At 58.2% G+C, this 16054-nt stretch carries 16 protein-coding genes; 9 read left to right on the top strand and 7 right to left on the bottom strand.

The features are described from left to right. Nucleotides 1-13 precede the first annotated feature (13 nt). Genes aroC through K0V07_RS12870 form a run of 3 tightly spaced genes read right to left on the bottom strand, consistent with a single transcriptional unit; the run spans nt 14 to nt 1774 of the window. Nucleotides 14-1138 carry a chorismate synthase gene (aroC, locus tag K0V07_RS12880; RefSeq protein WP_220621798.1) on the bottom strand — a complete coding sequence of 375 codons (1125 nt, stop codon included), beginning with the start codon at nt 1136-1138 and terminating at the stop codon, nt 14-16. A gap of 37 nt (nt 1139-1175) precedes the next feature. Next, nucleotides 1176-1517, bottom strand: a complete 342-nt coding sequence (locus K0V07_RS12875) for a hypothetical protein (protein ID WP_220621797.1) — start codon at nt 1515-1517, stop codon at nt 1176-1178. A 20-nt stretch (nt 1518-1537) separates the two neighbouring features. After that, a complete protein-coding gene (locus K0V07_RS12870; RefSeq protein WP_220621796.1) occupies nt 1538-1774 on the bottom strand; it encodes a hypothetical protein in 237 nt (78 codons plus the stop codon). 188 nt (nt 1775-1962) lie between these two features. Here K0V07_RS12870 and K0V07_RS12865 point away from each other — a divergent pair, with 188 nt between their 5' ends. Both K0V07_RS12865 and K0V07_RS12860 read left to right on the top strand, forming a co-directional pair. Further along, entirely contained in the window at nt 1963-2493 is a 531-nt protein-coding gene (locus K0V07_RS12865) for a helix-turn-helix transcriptional regulator (RefSeq protein ID WP_220621795.1), read from the top strand. Nucleotides 2494-2605: 112 nt separating this feature from the next. Continuing rightward, nucleotides 2606-4396: a lysophospholipid acyltransferase family protein gene (locus K0V07_RS12860; RefSeq protein WP_220621794.1), complete on the top strand. Its 1791-nt coding sequence runs from the start codon at nt 2606-2608 to the stop codon at nt 4394-4396. 25 nt (nt 4397-4421) lie between these two features. Here K0V07_RS12860 and dgt read toward each other — a convergent pair whose 3' ends face one another. Then, nucleotides 4422-5711: a dGTP triphosphohydrolase gene (gene dgt / locus K0V07_RS12855; protein WP_220621793.1), complete on the bottom strand. Its 1290-nt coding sequence runs from the start codon at nt 5709-5711 to the stop codon at nt 4422-4424. Nucleotides 5712-5771: 60 nt separating this feature from the next. Here dgt and K0V07_RS12850 point away from each other — a divergent pair, with 60 nt between their 5' ends. The 7 genes from K0V07_RS12850 (at nt 5772) to K0V07_RS12820 (ending at nt 11921) form a co-directional block, all read left to right on the top strand. Continuing rightward, nucleotides 5772-6452, top strand: a complete 681-nt coding sequence (locus K0V07_RS12850) for a hypothetical protein (protein ID WP_220621792.1) — start codon at nt 5772-5774, stop codon at nt 6450-6452. Between the two features lie 90 nt (nt 6453-6542). After that, nucleotides 6543-7190, top strand: a complete 648-nt coding sequence (locus K0V07_RS12845) for a hypothetical protein (protein ID WP_220621791.1) — start codon at nt 6543-6545, stop codon at nt 7188-7190. 56 nt (nt 7191-7246) lie between these two features. Beyond that, nucleotides 7247-8725 carry an NAD(P)/FAD-dependent oxidoreductase gene (locus tag K0V07_RS12840; protein ID WP_220621790.1) on the top strand — a complete coding sequence of 493 codons (1479 nt, stop codon included), beginning with the start codon at nt 7247-7249 and terminating at the stop codon, nt 8723-8725. A gap of 22 nt (nt 8726-8747) precedes the next feature. Beyond that, nucleotides 8748-9188 (top strand): 3-hydroxyacyl-ACP dehydratase FabZ family protein, encoded by a 441-nt coding sequence (locus K0V07_RS12835; protein ID WP_220621789.1) that lies wholly within the window; start codon nt 8748-8750, stop codon nt 9186-9188. After that, complete coding sequence (locus tag K0V07_RS12830) at nt 9185-9988, top strand: SDR family oxidoreductase (RefSeq protein ID WP_220621788.1); 804 nt, start codon at nt 9185-9187, stop codon at nt 9986-9988. The genes K0V07_RS12835 and K0V07_RS12830 overlap by 4 nt, the downstream gene beginning before the upstream one ends. Before the next feature lie 3 nt (nt 9989-9991). Further along, nucleotides 9992-11029: a 3-oxoacyl-ACP synthase III gene (locus K0V07_RS12825; protein ID WP_220621787.1), complete on the top strand. Its 1038-nt coding sequence runs from the start codon at nt 9992-9994 to the stop codon at nt 11027-11029. A 16-nt stretch (nt 11030-11045) separates the two neighbouring features. Then, nucleotides 11046-11921 (top strand): alpha/beta fold hydrolase, encoded by an 876-nt coding sequence (locus K0V07_RS12820; RefSeq protein ID WP_220621786.1) that lies wholly within the window; start codon nt 11046-11048, stop codon nt 11919-11921. Nucleotides 11922-11938: 17 nt separating this feature from the next. On the opposite strand, the gene malQ is transcribed toward K0V07_RS12820, so the two are convergent. The 3 genes from malQ to K0V07_RS12805 form a co-directional block, all read right to left on the bottom strand. Beyond that, a complete protein-coding gene (malQ, locus tag K0V07_RS12815; RefSeq protein ID WP_220621785.1) occupies nt 11939-13483 on the bottom strand; it encodes a 4-alpha-glucanotransferase in 1545 nt (514 codons plus the stop codon). A 461-nt stretch (nt 13484-13944) separates the two neighbouring features. After that, nucleotides 13945-14523 carry a TraX family protein gene (locus K0V07_RS12810; protein WP_220621784.1) on the bottom strand — a complete coding sequence of 193 codons (579 nt, stop codon included), beginning with the start codon at nt 14521-14523 and terminating at the stop codon, nt 13945-13947. Between the two features lie 2 nt (nt 14524-14525). Next, nucleotides 14526-15959 (bottom strand): zonular occludens toxin domain-containing protein, encoded by a 1434-nt coding sequence (locus K0V07_RS12805; RefSeq protein WP_220621783.1) that lies wholly within the window; start codon nt 15957-15959, stop codon nt 14526-14528. Between the last annotated feature and the right edge of the window lie 95 nt (nt 15960-16054).

Here is a 16054-nt window from a genome sequence, read left to right as displayed (position 1 = left end):
GATGCGCGGGGCATCACGCGTGCGGGGCTTGCCCTGCCTGGCGGGCGCTCTGAGCCATCCACAGGTCTGTCAGCACGAGCCAGGTCATGGCCTCGACGATGGGGACGGCACGCGGGACGACGCAGGGGTCGTGTCTGCCCCGGCCGATAAGCTCGGTCTCCGAGCCGGAATGATCGACCGTTTGCTGGGGCTGGAGAATGGTTGCGGTGGGCTTGAATCCGATCCGGAAATACAGCTCCTCGCCATTGCTGATGCCCCCCTGGGTCCCGCCGGAGCGGTTCGTACGGGTGCGAACGCGTCCCTCGCGGTTTTCAAAGATATCGTTGTGCTCAGAGCCCTTCATGAGGGTGCCTGCGAAGCCGCTTCCGATCTCGAAGGCCTTGGTGGCCGGGAGCGAGAGCATGGCCTTGGCCAGCTCGGCCTCCAGACGGTCAAAAACGGGTTCCCCCAGGCCAACCGGCAGCCCGCGCACGCGGCAGACGATAACGCCCCCCACCGAGTCGCCCACTGAGCGGGCCTCTTTGATGCGGGCAATCATCTGCTCAGCCATGACGGGGTCCGGGCAGCGCACGGCGCTGGCCTCGACCTCTTCGAGGCTCGGAAAGGGGTAGGAGGGGGCTTCTCCGCTATCGAAGTCGTCCAGTCCGATGGAGTGGATACGCTCGACGTAGGCGCGGACTTCGATGTCTCCGGCGGCGGAAAGAAGGGCCTTTTGCGCGATGGCTCCAGCGGCCACACGGCCGATGGTTTCACGGGCGGAGGATCGGCCACCGCCCTCGTGGTTGCGGATGCCGTATTTGCTCTGATAGGTGAAGTCCGCATGCGAGGGGCGGAACTTCTCCTTCATCTCAGAGTAGGCCTCGGGGCGGTGATCAGAGTTGGGGACCGTGACGGCAATAGGGGTGCCCAGGGTGCGGCCCTCGTAGACACCTGAAACGATGGTGGCGGTGTCGGTCTCCTTACGGGGCGTGGTGATGTCGCTCTGGCCGGGGCGACGGCGATCAAGCGCGGGCTGGATATCCTCCTGCGCGCTCAGGGGCATATTGGCCGGGCAGCCGTCGATGACGACGCCGATGCCACCCCCGTGGCTTTCGCCCCAGGTGCTGATACGGAAGAACTTGCCGAAGCTGTTACCCATGCCGCAACAATGACGGTGCGCGCGCCTCGGTCAAAGTCTAAAATTGCCTCGCGATCAGGCGGCCCAGTTCGCCCTGGAGTTTTTCCAGTTCAGGTCGCGTGCGGTGGCGGAGCAGGCCGGTCAGCCGCTGAAGAAAGTCGGACGGCTCGTAGTTGGCGGTTTCCATCAGAAACAGAAGCAGGCCGTCCCGGTGGATCTGGTAGGTCTTGCGCCGTACCTGAGTTGAGCGGGCGTTGGAGGCATGCCCGAGGATGCGCTGATTGTCAAAGGCGTCGCGCACATACTGGTCGGATTTACCGATGATGGCGGCGACTTCCTTGGGGGAAAACCACTCCTGGTTTTGGGGAAGGAGGAAGGCAAAGTGATGATTCGCTTTCATGGTCGAGATCGCGGTAAAAGTCATGAAAGCTTGGCCGGGGCCGTGGTTGAGGAAAAGCGCATGGCCAGCTTGATGGCATGGGCTCGTTTTTCCACATCCCGCAGGGTTTGAGCCTGCTCGCGTAGTTGGCAAGCCATCGCCTCGCTAGGCAGAAAATCGGCAAGGTCTTCATAAAGATCGGCGCGGCTGGCCACGGGTTCGGTTTCAAGTTTGTTGAGGATGTAGTCGACGAGGCGGTTCGCGGCAGTGCGGTTCATGGCATGCGGTATGATATTCGCGCAGGGATAAAATGCCCTGTGAGGTGGTTGGCGGTTTGTGGTGTTATATTATGATATTATTAAGTTTTAGATTGTCTTGGAGTGATAGAAGACGATACTCAAATGAAACAGGATGTAAATGAAAAAAGTGGAATTATTCTACTTTGTGATAGAAATAATCTACAACCATGTCACAACAGGCCTCCTCTCCATCTATTGACGCGCAGCAGTTCAGTATGCGCTTCCGGCTCCTGATGAGCTACCACGATCTCACCCTGAAAGATATTGCCAGTCATACGGATAATGCCGTCTCTACAGTCGGTACCTGGAAGAATGGACGCGTCCCATCATCCAGTGACACCCATGAGCGTCTCGCAGCATTGTTTGGGGTCAGTGTAAATTTTCTCCTCTACGGCAATGCTGATTATGGAAATATTCCACAGGTAAATGATGCCCGCCATGTCCTGCATGACATTGAGGAATTACTCGGCGCACTCGACCGTGAAAACCACCTGCAAGAGCCCCTCAGCCACTTCCAGAAGGCTTTCCATCCGGCAGAAAAGAGAGGCGATGACGAGGCACCTTTCAGGCGTTCACGCATAGAGGGGTACCTGAGCAAGTTTCTGGACCGGGCCGAGGAGCAGCCAGGAGGACTTGCCCATACCTGGTACCACCTGCGGCGCGAGTTTCCGCTAGACCTTTTCTCACGTCTCGGCTGACGCCGTCTCAGAGTGTGACTTACCGCTTGTTATTTCAGAAGCAAATGCGCTAGTCTACCCACGTATGCCCCGAGAAGGTATTGAAACGCCACTAGCTCTTATCCGCCACAGTATGTCTGGCGGAGCTATGGGTGTCGCTTACAAGGCGGCCGGCCCCGCATTCGAACGCCTTTTCAAGCTCAATGAACTCGATGAGGCTTACCTGCGTGTCGTTGACGACCCGACGACCCCGAATTTCTTCCAGCGGGCCATGCGGGCGATGGACATTTCCTACGAAATCTCCGACCGCGACCTTGAGCGTATCCCGCGAGAAGGGCCCCTGCTGGTTGTCAGTAATCATCCCTATGGCGGCCTCGATGGTGTTGTGCTCGGGGCGCTGCTGACCTCCGTCCGCGAGGATGCCAAGCTGCTGGCCAATTACCTGCTTGAGGTTATGAAGGAGATCAAGCCCTGGCTGATTGCTGTGGACCCCTTCGACCGCCCCGACTCGGCACGTTTCAATTTTAAAGCCATGAAGGAAACGATCCGCCATCTCTGTAATGGCGGTTGTATCGGCACCTTCCCCTCTGGTACGGTTTCCCACTATCGCTGGAGACAGCGGCAGATCACGGACCCGACCTGGTCGCCGAATACGGCTCGCCTGATCCACAAGTCTCAGGCGACCGTGGTGCCATGTTACTTTGAGGGCGGGAACGGTATGCTCTTTCACATGGGTGGCCTCGTGCATCCTCGCCTGCGTACGCTTATGCTGCCGCGCGAGATGATTCGCATGATGGGCAGCACGCTGCGCCTGCGAGTCGGTAACCCGATCCCGTACCGCAAGCTGGCCGAGTTCAGCACTAACGAAGAGCTCGTCCAGTACCTGCGCCTGAACACCTATATCCTGGCCAAACGGGCGATGGACGACACGCCGCGCCGCAAGTTTAATTTCCCACGCGTCCAGCGCAAGGCGGGGGCTGAGAAGCCGCTGGCGACCGCTGTGCCGCCTGAGACCCTCGAAAAGGAGATATCCTCTATCCCGTCCGAGCAGTTACTGGTCGAGCACGGTGTTTTTCAGGTTTACTACGCCTTTGCCTCGCAGATCCCGAACCTCCTCGATGAGTTGGGACGTCTCCGCGAGAAGACCTTCCGGGAGGTAGGCGAGGGAACTGGTGAGCCCTCGGATACAGACCGCTTCGATCTGTACTATCGGCACCTGTTTATGTGGGATGTGAAGGCCCGCAAAATCGTGGGCGCCTATCGCGTTGGCCTCACCGACGAGATTCTGCTCACCCACGGCAAATCCGGCCTGTACACCTCCACGCTGTTTAAGTTTAAGTCCGACTTCCTCGAAAAACTCGATCCGGCACTGGAGATGGGACGCTCGTTCATCGTCTCTGAGTACCAGAAGAAACACGCCTCGCTCTCGCTCATCTGGCGGGGCATCGGGCAGTTCGTCTGCCGCCATCCGCAGTATAAGACGCTTTTCGGCCCCGTCAGCATCAGTCAGGAGTACAATGCAATCTCCAAGGACTTGATGGTTAAGTTCTTGCGTAAAAACAGGCTGGATCCGTCACTGGCCCAGTTTGTGAAAGCGAAGAATCCTCCGCGCGGCGGGGCGCAGATCCGCGGCACCGAAAAGCAGGCCTTCCTCGAAGCGGTTAAGGACATCGACGATATTTCGGCCCTCATCTCGGAGATTGAAACCGACCATAAGGGCATCCCGGTTCTGTTGCGCCATTACCTGAAGATGAACGGTAACCTGCTCTCCTTTAACGTGGATACCGACTTCGGGCACTGTGTGGACGGGCTCATCGTGGTTGACCTCACGCAGGCCGATGCACGCCTGCTGCGTTCCTACATGGGGACCAATTACGATAACTTCATGGCCTTCCATCAGGCGAAGGTCGAAGCGGATAAGTAAGCTTGGCGCTTAAGCGTGCACAGACCTAGAGCAGGTCTGTGATGGAGCCGAACTCCGGGTCGAAGAGGTGCCGGTAGAGGCGGATCGCCTCGTGGTCAGTGAGCTGCGTCAGGTAATCGCACAGTAACCGCGCCCGCGCGGGGATTTCTGTCTCGCGCTCCACCCAGCTCAGGGCAGGCTCCGGCAGGAGCTTCAAGCCCTTGCCTCCGGGCTTGAGGTGGCAGTCAAAGAAGGCGTTAAAGAGCCGCTCAATCAGGAATCCGCTTTTGAACTCGACCTGCTGGATGCGAGGGGAGCGAAAGACCAGGTTGAACGCGATCCGTTTGTACAGGGCGCATTCATCCTGGATTTCCTGCGGCACACAGAGGCGCCAGCGGTAGCGTGCCGTTTGTGCGGCCAGTACCCCCTCAAAGGGCTCAAGCGTGGACGAGCGGACGAATTCGCCCAGCTTGCGCGCGAAGATTGCCTCTAGGTGGTCTTTTTCGAGCTGGTCCAGCAGGGAGAGCAGTACGGGCGATCGTGCCGTTTCCTCCCCTTGATCCTCAGCCCAGCGCTCGACAGAGGCCCGGGTCAGGTAGCCGGCCTTGACGCTGTCTACGATGTCGTGGAGAGAGTAGGCCGTGTCGTCGGCCCAGTCCATGACCTGGCATTCGAGGCTTTTGGCGGCATTGGCCAGGTACGGCTCTGTTGAGGAGGATGGCCACTCGCCACCCGCGACGAAGTCGCGCAGCACCGCCTGGTCATCGTAGAGGAAATGGTTGTCCGGCGGGGTGGCGTCGGTGGTCGGTGTTTGATGGGTCCAGCAGTCCAGCCAGAGGGCCTTGTACTTGAGGACACCGTCCAGAAAGGCGCGACTCGGCTGCATGCCGCGTGGACCATCTTTACGCTGCCAGAATATCTCGGTCAGGATGCGGGCAGTCTGCGCATTGCCTTCAAAACCGCCCCATGACGCCATCAGTTCATTGAGCTTACGCTCGCCAATGTGCCCGAAGGGCGGGTGCCCCAGATCGTGCGAAAGCCCCACAGCTTCCAGCAGGTCCCCATCCAGGTCGACCTCCGGGTGTTCGCGGTTCAGGTGCTCACCGATGGAGCGGGCGATGCGGGCGACTTCGAGGGAGTGCGTCAGCCGGGTACGGTAAAAGTCGTACTCCCCGGACTGGAAAACCTGGGTCTTGGACTGCAGGCGGCGAAAGGCGTAGGAGAAGATGACCCGGTCGCGGTCGAGCTGAAAGGCTGTGCGTTCGTCGGCGTCTGAACCACCATGGTTTGCGCCATGACGTTCATTATCAAAATCATTGTAAAAAAGGGATGGCATAAGATTTTTCTTTGCGGATTTCGCCAAGCGAGATAACTCTATTTTGTAAAGATACCCTAAATGTCGAACTTAAAGCGTTTTAGCCTGATCCTCACCGCGGCTGCTTTAGCCGCCACAACTCTCACCGCGCGAATTGGCGAAAAAAGAAGCGAACTGGAGGGTCGCATGCTCTCCGGGCGTAATGCCGTGAAGCTGCCCTCCCGCAGTGCCGATATCCTTCTGGGGCTCGACTCTGTCCCGTACCGGACCGAGATACTGTATTTTCCGGAAGGATCTGTGCAGGAGGTTTACTATAAGCTCGCCGAGGATGGCCAGGCCACCACCTCCGACCTGGAGGAGGGGATAGCTGCCGCTGGTAATGACAAGACTCGCCGCCGTGCAGACTCCCTGCTGCCTCCCGGATGGATCATGCATGTGGTCTACGTGGACAATGTCTCCGTCTTTGAGTCCTATCGCCGCTGCGGTGAAAAGATGAGCCGCTACGAGGAAAAGGGTATCCTGAAAATCAACCAGGACGAATCGGAATGGAAGCGCGTCAGCTCGAAAGACGCCGAACCGAGCGCCTTTGGCTATAATATGGTGCGTGAGGATGGCGAGGTACGCGCCTTGACCAAGGGCAGCTACATGCTGGTTTTCGATACGGACTTCGACTTGGCGGTTTTTGATGTCAAGGAGGAGGCCTCGGCGACGCAGGATGTGGAGGCACAGGGCATGGCTTCGGTCAGTCTCGAAGGTTTCTAGACCATGTTCCGCAGCCGCCCTATTGGCTGAATGATTAGATTTGCGGTGCCCCTCTACGGGGATAAACTCCGTGTCATAACCCCACCGCAAATGCTGAAGTTTAAGCGCCCCGTCCAAGTCTTTATCCTGTTCACGCTTGCAGCCGCATCTGCTGCCACCGCTCGTATTGGGGAGACCCAGAGCGAGCTGGAGGGCCGCATGCTGAAAAACCGTACCGCAGTCAAAGTCCCTGCCCGCAACCAGGAGGTGATGCTCGCGGACCGCTCGATCCCGTATAAGCACATCTACGCCCTGCTGCCCGAAGGGGTCGAGCAGGTGATATACTTCAAGCCTGCAGAGGCCGAGGCTGCCGCCACCAGTGATCTGGAGACGCCCGGTCGAAACCCCTTTCCCGACGGCTGGACCGTGCACGTCATTTACTATAACGGGCGTTCCGTCTTTGAGGCCTACCGGAGGGCGGGCGCCCCGATGAGCCGCTACGAGATGGAGAGTATCCTCGTTTTAAACAAAGGCGACTCCAACTGGGAGCGTGTTGACGCCAAGAACGCCGCCCCCAGCGTGATCGGCTACAATTTCCAACGCGCCGACAAGCAAGTCCTTGCGAACAAGAAGGGCGGCACGCTGATCTTGTTCAGCCCGCAGCTGGATGCGGTCATGCTGGAGACCCGGCAGGTCGCCAACGCCGAGTCCGACCAGGAGGCTCAGGAGAAGGCCCCGGACAGCGTGCGCGGTTTTTGAGTGTCGCTTTGCCCTTGCCCATAAGTCAAAGGGGCTTACGTTCTGCCTTTTTACTTATGGCGAAAGACTGGCTAGAAGGTGTCAAAGGCTCCTACGATGCGGTGGTGATCGGCAGCGGATTGGGCGGCCTGACCAGCGCGAACATCCTTGCGAAGATGGGGCACAAGGTGCTTGTCCTCGAGCACCACTATCAGTTTGGCGGTCTCGCCACGTGGTTTAAGCGCCCGCGCCGCCACATCTTCGACATTTCCCTGCACGGCTTCCCGGTCGGCATGATCAAGTCCTGCCGCCGCTACTGGACAAAGGAAATCGCCGACTCGATCAAGCAGATCAAGTCCATCCGCTTCATCAACCCGCAGTTCAACATCGACACGACCTTCACGCGGGAGGACTTCACGCGCATCCTGCAGGAGACCTTCAAGGTGCCCCGCGAGCGGGTCGAGGCCTTCTTCGAGCACCTGCGGCAGATGAACTACTACGACCGGGACACCCGCACGACGAAGGAGATGTTCGAAGAGTTCTTCCCCGGCCGTAACGACGTGCACCGCCTGCTCATGGAGCCCATCGCCTACGCCAACGGCTCCACCTGGGACGACCCTGCCATCACCTACGGCATCGTCTTCTCGAACTTCATGAGCAAGGGCGTCTACATCTACCAGGGGGGCACCGATCAGCTCATCTCCCGGATGACCGATGAGCTGGAGAAAAACGGCGTTGAGATCTATAAAAACGCCCTCGTCGAGCATGTTTACACCGAGGACGACCCCGCCACGGGCCAGCGCCGGGTGGTTGGCGTTCGCGCCTGTGCCCGCGGCATGGAGCCGCGTGACATCGCCTGTAAGGCTGTCGTCTCGAACTCCAATATCAAGAACACCGTCCTCCAGCTCGCCGGTAAGGAGAGCTTCAAGCCTGAGTTTGTAGAGGAGACCGAAAAGGTCCGCGTCAACACCAGCTCGTGCCAGGTCTACCTCGGCATCCGCGAGGGAGAGTCGATCCCGAATATCGGCGACCTCGTCTTTACCTCGGAGGCCCCGGAGTTCTCCAGCGACGAGTTGACGGACTTCAACACCTCCAGCCGTACCTTTTCCGTCTATTATCCGGAGACCCGCCCGCAGAACCCGGTGGACCGCTACGCCATCGTGGCCTCGCTGAATGCCCGCTGGAAGGACTGGGAAAAGCTTTCTGACACCGAATACTCGGCCGCCAAGGAGCGTATCATCACACAGGCTCTGGACGGACTGGAGAAGTTTATCCCCGACATCCGGCAAAAGGTGGACTGGCAGGAGGCGGCCACCCCCCGCACCGTGCACAGCTACACGCGCCACTTCGGCGGCACTTCCTTCGGGACGAAGTTTGAGGGCCTGAAAGTTTCCATGGAGCTGCCCGAGCAGGTTTCCGGTCTTTACCACGCCGGTTCTGTCGGCATCATCATGTCTGGCTGGCTCGGTACGATCAACTATGGCGTTATCGTCGCCAGCAAGGCCGACTCCTTCCTCTGCGCCGCCAAGCGCGGCGAAACCGTTGCCCAAGGCTGATACTCTTACCCTATACTTTCCTATGAATGATCTCGTAAAAACCATTCCGCACCGCCCCCCGTTCCTCTTCGTGGACGAGGTCGACGAGCTGCGTGAAGACGGCATCACAGCCCGCCGCACCCTGCGCGCGGACGAGTTTTACTTCGAGGGGCATTACCCCGGTAACCCGCTCATGCCCGGCGTGCTGCTGTGCGAATCCGCCTTTCAGACTGCTGCCATCTATCTGGTCAAGCGCATGGAGGGCGCAGGCGTGGACATGGCTAATCGTACGCCGATCCTCTCGCGCATCATGGAGGCGAAGTTCAAGAACATGGTGCGCCCCGGCGAGGCCTTCATCATCGACGTCAGCTATACGAAGACGATGGCCGACTTCCACTTTCTCAAGGCCGTGATCAAGCGCGAAGACGGCAAGACCGCCGTTACGCTTGAATTCGTCCTGGCCATGATCAAGGCTGAGGCATGAGCTTTCTCGATCTCACAGGTAAGACCTTCCTGATCACCGGCGTCGCCAACCGTAAGAGCGTCGCCTGGCATATCGCAAAAATCCTCGAAGGGGAGGGTGCCAAGGTCGTCTACAGCGTGCGCTCCGAGGAGCGCCGTGAGTCTACCGCCAAGCTGCTGGACGGTCGCCCGGTCTACGTCTGCGACGTCGAGGACGAGGCGCAGATCAACGCCCTCGCCGAGGCCGCTGGTCCCGAGCATGGCCCCTTCCACGGGCTCGTGCACTCGATCGCTTTCGCCAACTTCAGCGCCGGGCCGCAGCCCTTTCACGGCACCCGCCGCGAGGACTTCCTGCAGGCCACGACCATCAGCTGTTTCTCGCTCGTCGAGCTGGCTCGTGCCTTTAAGCCTTATCTCGACCCGGCGGCCTCCGTGGTTGCCATCGGCATCTCCTCGCAGGTCACGGCCGAGAACTACGGTTACCTCTCGCCGATCAAGGCGGCCCTCGACTCCGCCACGCGCTTCCTGGCGAAGTCCTTCAGCGCGGACACCGAGGTGCGCTTTAACACCGTAAATCCCGGCCCGCTCAAGACCAGTGCCTCTGCCGGCATCCCCGGCTATCTGGAGAATTACCTTTTCGCAGAAAAACTGACCCTGCGCAAAAAGGCCGTCACCACGCAGGAGGTTGCCAACACCGCAGCCTTTCTGCTGAGCCCGTGCTCCAGCGGCATCAACGGCCAGTCGCTCGTCGTCAACGCCGGGATGGACATGAACTACTTCGACCGTGAAGTCATCGACGCCGCCATGCGGCCCAAGGTTTAAGCCATGCGCTTTACAAACGTCGCCATCGCAGCGCTCGCCCATGTCGAGCCCCCCGAGGTTGTCACCTCTGCGGACATCGAGGAGCATCTGCGCCCCCTCTACGAGCGTGTAAAACTGCCCGCCGGACGCCTTGAGCTGATGACCGGTATCCGAGAGCGCCGTTTCTGGCCCGTGGATACGAAGCCCTCCTTTATCTCCGCCCAGGCGGGTGAAAAGGCGCTCGCCAAACTTCCCGCCGAAGAGCGTGGGCGTATTGACCTTTTGATACACTGTGGCGTCTGCCGTGACCGGCTCGAGCCATCCACGGCCTCTTATGTCCACGGTGCACTCGGCCTGCCCGCGACGACCCAGCTATTCGATCTTTCCAACGCCTGCCTCGGCTTCATGAACGCCCTCGTTATGGCCGCCGGGATGATCGAGTCCGGCCAGATCGAGCGCGCGCTGCTCGTCTCCGGCGAAAACGGCAAGCCCCTCCTCGAGCGCACACTGGCCCAGCTGCTCGACCCGGCCCTGACCCGTAAGCAGGTGAAACCCTTTTTCGCCAATCTCACCATCGGCGCTGGTGGTGTGGCCGCCGTGCTCACCCGTAAGGACCTAGCACCCGCGGGCTCGCCGCTCCTGCACTCCGCCGTGGCCCAGACAGACTCCGAGGCCAACCGCCTCTGTGAGGGCGATGCCGCTGGCGCAGGTGGGCTGGAGATGCAGACCGACGCAGTTGCACTGCTGGAGGCCGGAGTCGCGCTCGCGCAGCGCACATGGACACAGTTTAAGGCAACCTCTGGCTGGGATGAGCAATCGCCCTCGCGCATCGTCTGCCACCAGGTCGGCCGCCAGCATCAGGTCAAACTGCTGGAGGGGCTCGGTATCGCTCCGCAGAAGGACTACAGCACCTTTGAGACGCTCGGTAACGCCGGGTCCGTCTCGTGCCCGCTGACACTCTCCAAGGGCCTCGAAACCGGTGCGATCGCAGCCGGGGACAAGGTTGCGCTGCTCGGTATCGGCAGCGGTCTGTGCTGTCTCATGCTCGCCCTCGAGTGCTAAACCAAACCGCCTCCCAATGACGACAAGCTCTGACTGGCGCACGCTGTACCCCTTTGAGTCTCACTGGCTCGAAACGCCCGCCGGACGCGTCCACTACGTGGATGAGGGGGCAGGGGAGCAGGCCGTTTTATTTGTTCACGGCAATCCCTCCTGGTCCTTCTTTTACCGTAATCTCATCCTCGGCCTGCGGGACAAGTTTCGCTGCGTAGCCATCGACCACCTCGGCATGGGCCTCTCGGATAAGCCTCAGGATTTCAGCTATCGTCTGGCGAATCGTATCGAGCATCTGGATACGATGATCCGCACGCTCGATCTGAAAAAGTTTCACCTCGTCGTCCACGACTGGGGTGGTGCGATCGGCATAGGAGCCGCCCTGCAACACCTCGGCCGCCTTGGCCGTATTCAGGTTATGAATACGGCGGCATTCCGGTCTGCTCGTATGCCCTGGCAGATCGGGCTTTGCCGGGCTCCGCTGATCGGAGAGTTTTTCGTACGCGCGTTGAATGGTTTTGCCGGGAGCGCGACCTGCATGGCCGTGGAGAAAAAACTGCCCGAGGCCGTCAAAAACGGCTACCTGCACCCGCACCGCAACTGGCACGACCGAGTGGCCGTGGCGCGCTTCGTGCAGGACATTCCGATGAGCCCCGTCCATCCCAGCTATCCCACGCTGGTGGACATCGAGGAGCACCTGCCGGCACTGGCGGAGCACCCGATGCAGATCATCTGGGGCATGAAGGATTTCTGCTTCAATAAAGACTTCCTCGTCGAGTGGGAGCAGCGCTTCCCGCAGGCGCAGGTCCACCGTCTCGACAGCGCCGGGCACTACTTATTGGAAGACGAGCCCGAGCAGACGCTTAAGCTCACGCAGGGCTTTCTGTCTGCGAGCGAGTAGGGCGAAGCAGATTTACGCTATTCCTCCTCTGATTCCTCCGGCAGGCGTCCGAAGAGATCACCCAGGCTGCGCAGGTAGGCCGCGCTCTCGCGCCAGAGTGCATCGAGCTGGGTGGAGCCGTAGCGCCACTGCCAGTTACCGATGGCTTCGCCGGGGCGGTTCAGGCGCGCCTCGCTGCCGAGGTTAAATAAATCCTGGAGCGGGATGATCGCCAGCCGTGACACCGAGCGATAGGCCGCACGGATGCAGTCCCACTGCGGCACGGAGCCGTCCACGCCGAAGTACCGGCGGAAGTGGTCCTGCGTCCGCCCATCCACCGAGCGGTACCAGCCCAGCGTGGTGTCGTTGTCGTGGACACCGGGATAAATCGCGCTGTTGCGGTCCAGGTTATGCGGGAGGTAAAGATTATCAGAGCCGGACCCGAACGCGAACTGCAGGATCGCCATGCCGGGTAGGCCGGTCGCCTTATGCATCTCGCGCACAGCGGGTGTGATTTCGCCCAAATCCTCGGCGATGAGCTTCGCCTCGGGCATGGCTTTTTGCACCGCTTTGAAGAAGTCCAGTGCAGGGCCGGGTTTCCATTCTCCGCCGCGCGCGTCTTTGGCGCCGGCAGGGATCGCCCAGTAGGTTTCGAAGCCACGGAAATGGTCCAGCCGCACGACGTCGTAGAGCGCGAAGTTTGCCTCCAGGCGCTTGAGCCACCAGGCGTAACCCTCGGCCTTGAGCGCATCCCAGTTGAAGAGGGGATTTCCCCACAGCTGTCCCAGCGGGGAGAAATAGTCGGGCGGCACACCCGCCACAGCCGTCGGCTGGCCACTGGCATCGAGCTGAAACAGCTCGGGGCGCGACCAGACATCCGCACTGTCAAAGGCGACAAAAATCGGGATATCCCCGATGATTTCCACGCCTTTGTCCGCCGCATAGCTCCGGAGCTCGCCCCACTGACTGAAGAACAGGTACTGCGTGAAGCGAACAGCCTCGATCTGTGCCTTGAGCTTGCCGGGGAGGTCGCTCTTTTGGAAGGCGGCGTAGCTGCGAACCTTCTTGGGCCATTCGGACCAAGGTTTGCCACCAAAGTGCGCCTTGCAGGCCGTGAACGCTGCATAGGGGCTCAGCCATTCCTCCTCGCGCTTGCAGAATTCGACATAACTGCCGTAGCCGGGAAGTCCATCGGCGGCACCATCGAAACGCTCGCAGGCGAGGTCGAGGATCGGCCAAAACCGCTGGTAAAGCTCCCCGTAGTCGACGTGATTAGCCGGAAGGCGTCGTAGCGGCTTCAGCTCGTCGTCCTTGAGCAGTCCGAAGCCGACCAGCGGATACAGATCAATCAGGTAGGGATTACCGGCAAACGCCGAAAAACATTGATAGGGCGAGTCGCCAAAGCCAGTCGGGCCCATCGGGCACAGTTGCCAGTAGCGCATCCCGGCCGCCGAGAGAAAATCAATCAGCCGGCGAGCTTCACGCCCCAGCTTGCCGATGCCCAAATCTCCAGGCAGTGAAGTGGGGTGCAGCAGCACGCCCGCATGTCGAGAGGTCAACCAAGGGAAAAGTGGGTCGGACATAGTATGATCGTTAAGCTAGGGAGGACGACGCACCTCCGTCAAAGCTTAAGAAGCAGGGGATCTGCCAGTTTTTACTACCTCTCAAATGCCTAGCAATAATTTAGACATAATATTTAGTCTTTTACCCCCAGCGTGAGCAGGGAATGAGCTTCAGGGTCAAATCGTTTTTGAATCCCTGAATGACTTCCGATAAGACATACTTATCTTGTGAAGGCTGGTAGCGGAGTCCTAACGCCCCAATCCTTGCCGATCCACACGAATACAATACCCGTTTTGATCTGAGTGGCAAGATATCGAGCACAACGCATAGCTTCCTTACGATACCTAGTGGAGTAGAAAGCTCTCACAGATGGATCACAGGAGGACACTTTAATGACCTCACCGGCCTTAATTCTACGATGCACGATGGACACGACCGGAGGCCGTTGAACAAACTCAAATTCCATTTGCATGGCCAATGCCTATATCAGTGTGACAAACAAAAACTGTACCGGGTACACAGAGTAAAAGACCCACCACGGCAAAAGACGTGGACCGGAGGGGAAGGTACGAATGGTTGCAATAAAAGAAGCAGCGAAGGCATAACCGATAACCAAGTAAGGATGCATGCCGGTTGAGACAATAAGAACAAGTATCGCAAGTGATATACGCGAGTGCCCCAATAGCCAGACGACAAGAACGCCTGAAGCGCCATAGTCCGAGAACAGCGCACAAGGAGACAACAGAAGCCAAGGGAGATTGAGCTTCCGAGATTCCACAGCCAAAAGCGCAGCACCCGCCGCCAGTGTAAAGCAGACATTCAGGCTATGCATCCCGTATACGAAGCGTGAGATTGGCTCTGTGACTAGACCGAGGACTAAGAGTCTCACGACATACAACCGCGCGTTTCGCGTTCTAGAGACCCCGCAGGCGACGAAGTAAGCAAAGAGAGGGAATGCCAAGCGGCCCAAAACGACACCCCAGCCATAACGAATATGCTGCCGGGTCCAATGATCCACAACCATCGACAAACACGCCACCAGTTTGCCGATATCATTCATATTTAGTCCCAATTAGACTGATGATCATTCCGAGTCTTCTTAAATTTATCTGACAGAGATTCCCGAGCGGCCTTCAATTTTTCAGACGTTGAAAGCGACTCAGACGGCCTACGCACGTTGACGGAGGCCGTCTTTTTCGAAGTATCAGAAGGTTGATTAACCAACTGCAAACCGCCCATATCTGGCTCAGAGGAAACGCCGTCACTCGTATCTTCTATTGTGCGAACACGTCTTTTATTTTCGGGAGGATAAAAGATGATGCCACCAATCCTGACGGTTCGCTGGGAAGTATACCCTTCAAAGAAAGGATCGTTGCTGGTGACAATCGTGCCATTGTCCAGGACAACGGTAACTGTCTTCTTATCGCGAAATTCAATCACATTGAACTTGCGGTAAAAGCGCGGAGTTGCTTCACGCGAGTAGGGCGGTAAACGGTCGGTTTCGTCTGTAGGCTCTACAGTTGCCACGGCATTGCCATCAGACGCATCAACACTGCCCGTAGCAGGCATTTGACCCAATTGTTTACCTGATGCGCCGGGAACAATCTTATCAGCCACAGAGCCGCTCATATCCGCGAAGTAATTCCCGAGAAGCTTTGGAGCTTGCCAGAAGCCAATAGCAATAGCGATCCCTGCAGCCCCGAGGCCTACCCACGTAGACCACCAAGGCAGTTTACCCTTATTGCTGACCGGTTTCCGCTGCTCTGTAGTGCCAACAACACCAAGAGCGCCACGAGTACGGTAACACTTAGCTACCCCAGCAGCATCCAATTGGAAACTGCTCGATTCATAAGCCTTAGCGTTACCAAGTGGAGGCTGATAAAAGCTATCCCGCTTGAATCGGCCACGGCTTTTAACCAGACCCCAAGAACGATGATAAAAATTGCGGATATTGTGAAACTGTTCCCCCAGATTACGAAGCTGTTTTTCACACTGGTCCAGATGTTGAGTAATAAGGAAAATCTCGTCTCCCAAGTGACGATGTTTACTCATGTAAAACAGGACGTATCGCCCCGTAGATGCCCAATCCCGAGCGTTGAAAAAGTCGTGCGTTTCGTCGATAATGTAAAAGACCGGTTGCCGGTATTCCGGCTTTTCATTCATCGGCGTAAAATAAACGTCCATTTGCCGATTGAACTCCTTAATCGGTAGCTTTTTTCCTGATGCGTCCTTGTCTGGTGGCTCAGGCAAGACTAGACCGCCTGATCGGTGTCGGAAGAACTCAGGAACCTCCTCACGATCAAGAATCTTTATCCGCTCATGTATATCCACGTTTGCGTCAGGATATTTGCGCTGAATGTAGGCATTAAGCTCACCCAGCTTAAACTCTACATTCGTAATGATAACGCAACTTGTTTGCACCAGCATTTCAACGGCCTTCTGCACGCTGAAAAGCGTTTTTCCCCCGCCCGGCTTCCCTAGTATGAAACTAATCATTGGAAATCTCGCTTACCGTTTGAGAGGATAACCGCTTAGCAATCTTGATCACGAGAAAGGGGATTACGGTGGCCATACCGTAGAAAAACCACTGT

Source organism: Ruficoccus sp. ZRK36, assembly GCF_019603315.1.
In the GTDB taxonomy this organism is placed as follows: Bacteria; Verrucomicrobiota; Verrucomicrobiia; order Opitutales; family Cerasicoccaceae; genus Ruficoccus.
This window is presented reverse-complemented; position numbering and strand designations above follow the sequence as displayed.

Bases quoted from the DNA above. Each gene is read 5' to 3' on its own strand.
- aroC (WP_220621798.1), bottom strand. From the start codon at position 1,138: ATGGGTAACAGCTTCGGCAAGTTCTTCCGTATCAGCACCTGGGGCGAA.
- K0V07_RS12875 (WP_220621797.1), bottom strand. From the start codon at position 1,517: ATGAAAGCGAATCATCACTTTGCCTTCCTCCTTCCCCAAAACCAGGAG.
- K0V07_RS12870 (WP_220621796.1), bottom strand. From the start codon at position 1,774: ATGAACCGCACTGCCGCGAACCGCCTCGTCGACTACATCCTCAACAAA.
- K0V07_RS12865 (WP_220621795.1), top strand. From the start codon at position 1,963: ATGTCACAACAGGCCTCCTCTCCATCTATTGACGCGCAGCAGTTCAGT.
- K0V07_RS12860 (WP_220621794.1), top strand. From the start codon at position 2,606: ATGTCTGGCGGAGCTATGGGTGTCGCTTACAAGGCGGCCGGCCCCGCA.
- dgt (WP_220621793.1), bottom strand. From the start codon at position 5,711: ATGCCATCCCTTTTTTACAATGATTTTGATAATGAACGTCATGGCGCA.
- K0V07_RS12850 (WP_220621792.1), top strand. From the start codon at position 5,772: ATGTCGAACTTAAAGCGTTTTAGCCTGATCCTCACCGCGGCTGCTTTA.
- K0V07_RS12845 (WP_220621791.1), top strand. From the start codon at position 6,543: ATGCTGAAGTTTAAGCGCCCCGTCCAAGTCTTTATCCTGTTCACGCTT.
- K0V07_RS12840 (WP_220621790.1), top strand. From the start codon at position 7,247: ATGGCGAAAGACTGGCTAGAAGGTGTCAAAGGCTCCTACGATGCGGTG.
- K0V07_RS12835 (WP_220621789.1), top strand. From the start codon at position 8,748: ATGAATGATCTCGTAAAAACCATTCCGCACCGCCCCCCGTTCCTCTTC.
- K0V07_RS12830 (WP_220621788.1), top strand. From the start codon at position 9,185: ATGAGCTTTCTCGATCTCACAGGTAAGACCTTCCTGATCACCGGCGTC.
- K0V07_RS12825 (WP_220621787.1), top strand. From the start codon at position 9,992: ATGCGCTTTACAAACGTCGCCATCGCAGCGCTCGCCCATGTCGAGCCC.
- K0V07_RS12820 (WP_220621786.1), top strand. From the start codon at position 11,046: ATGACGACAAGCTCTGACTGGCGCACGCTGTACCCCTTTGAGTCTCAC.
- malQ (WP_220621785.1), bottom strand. From the start codon at position 13,483: ATGTCCGACCCACTTTTCCCTTGGTTGACCTCTCGACATGCGGGCGTG.
- K0V07_RS12810 (WP_220621784.1), bottom strand. From the start codon at position 14,523: ATGAATGATATCGGCAAACTGGTGGCGTGTTTGTCGATGGTTGTGGAT.
- K0V07_RS12805 (WP_220621783.1), bottom strand. From the start codon at position 15,959: ATGATTAGTTTCATACTAGGGAAGCCGGGCGGGGGAAAAACGCTTTTC.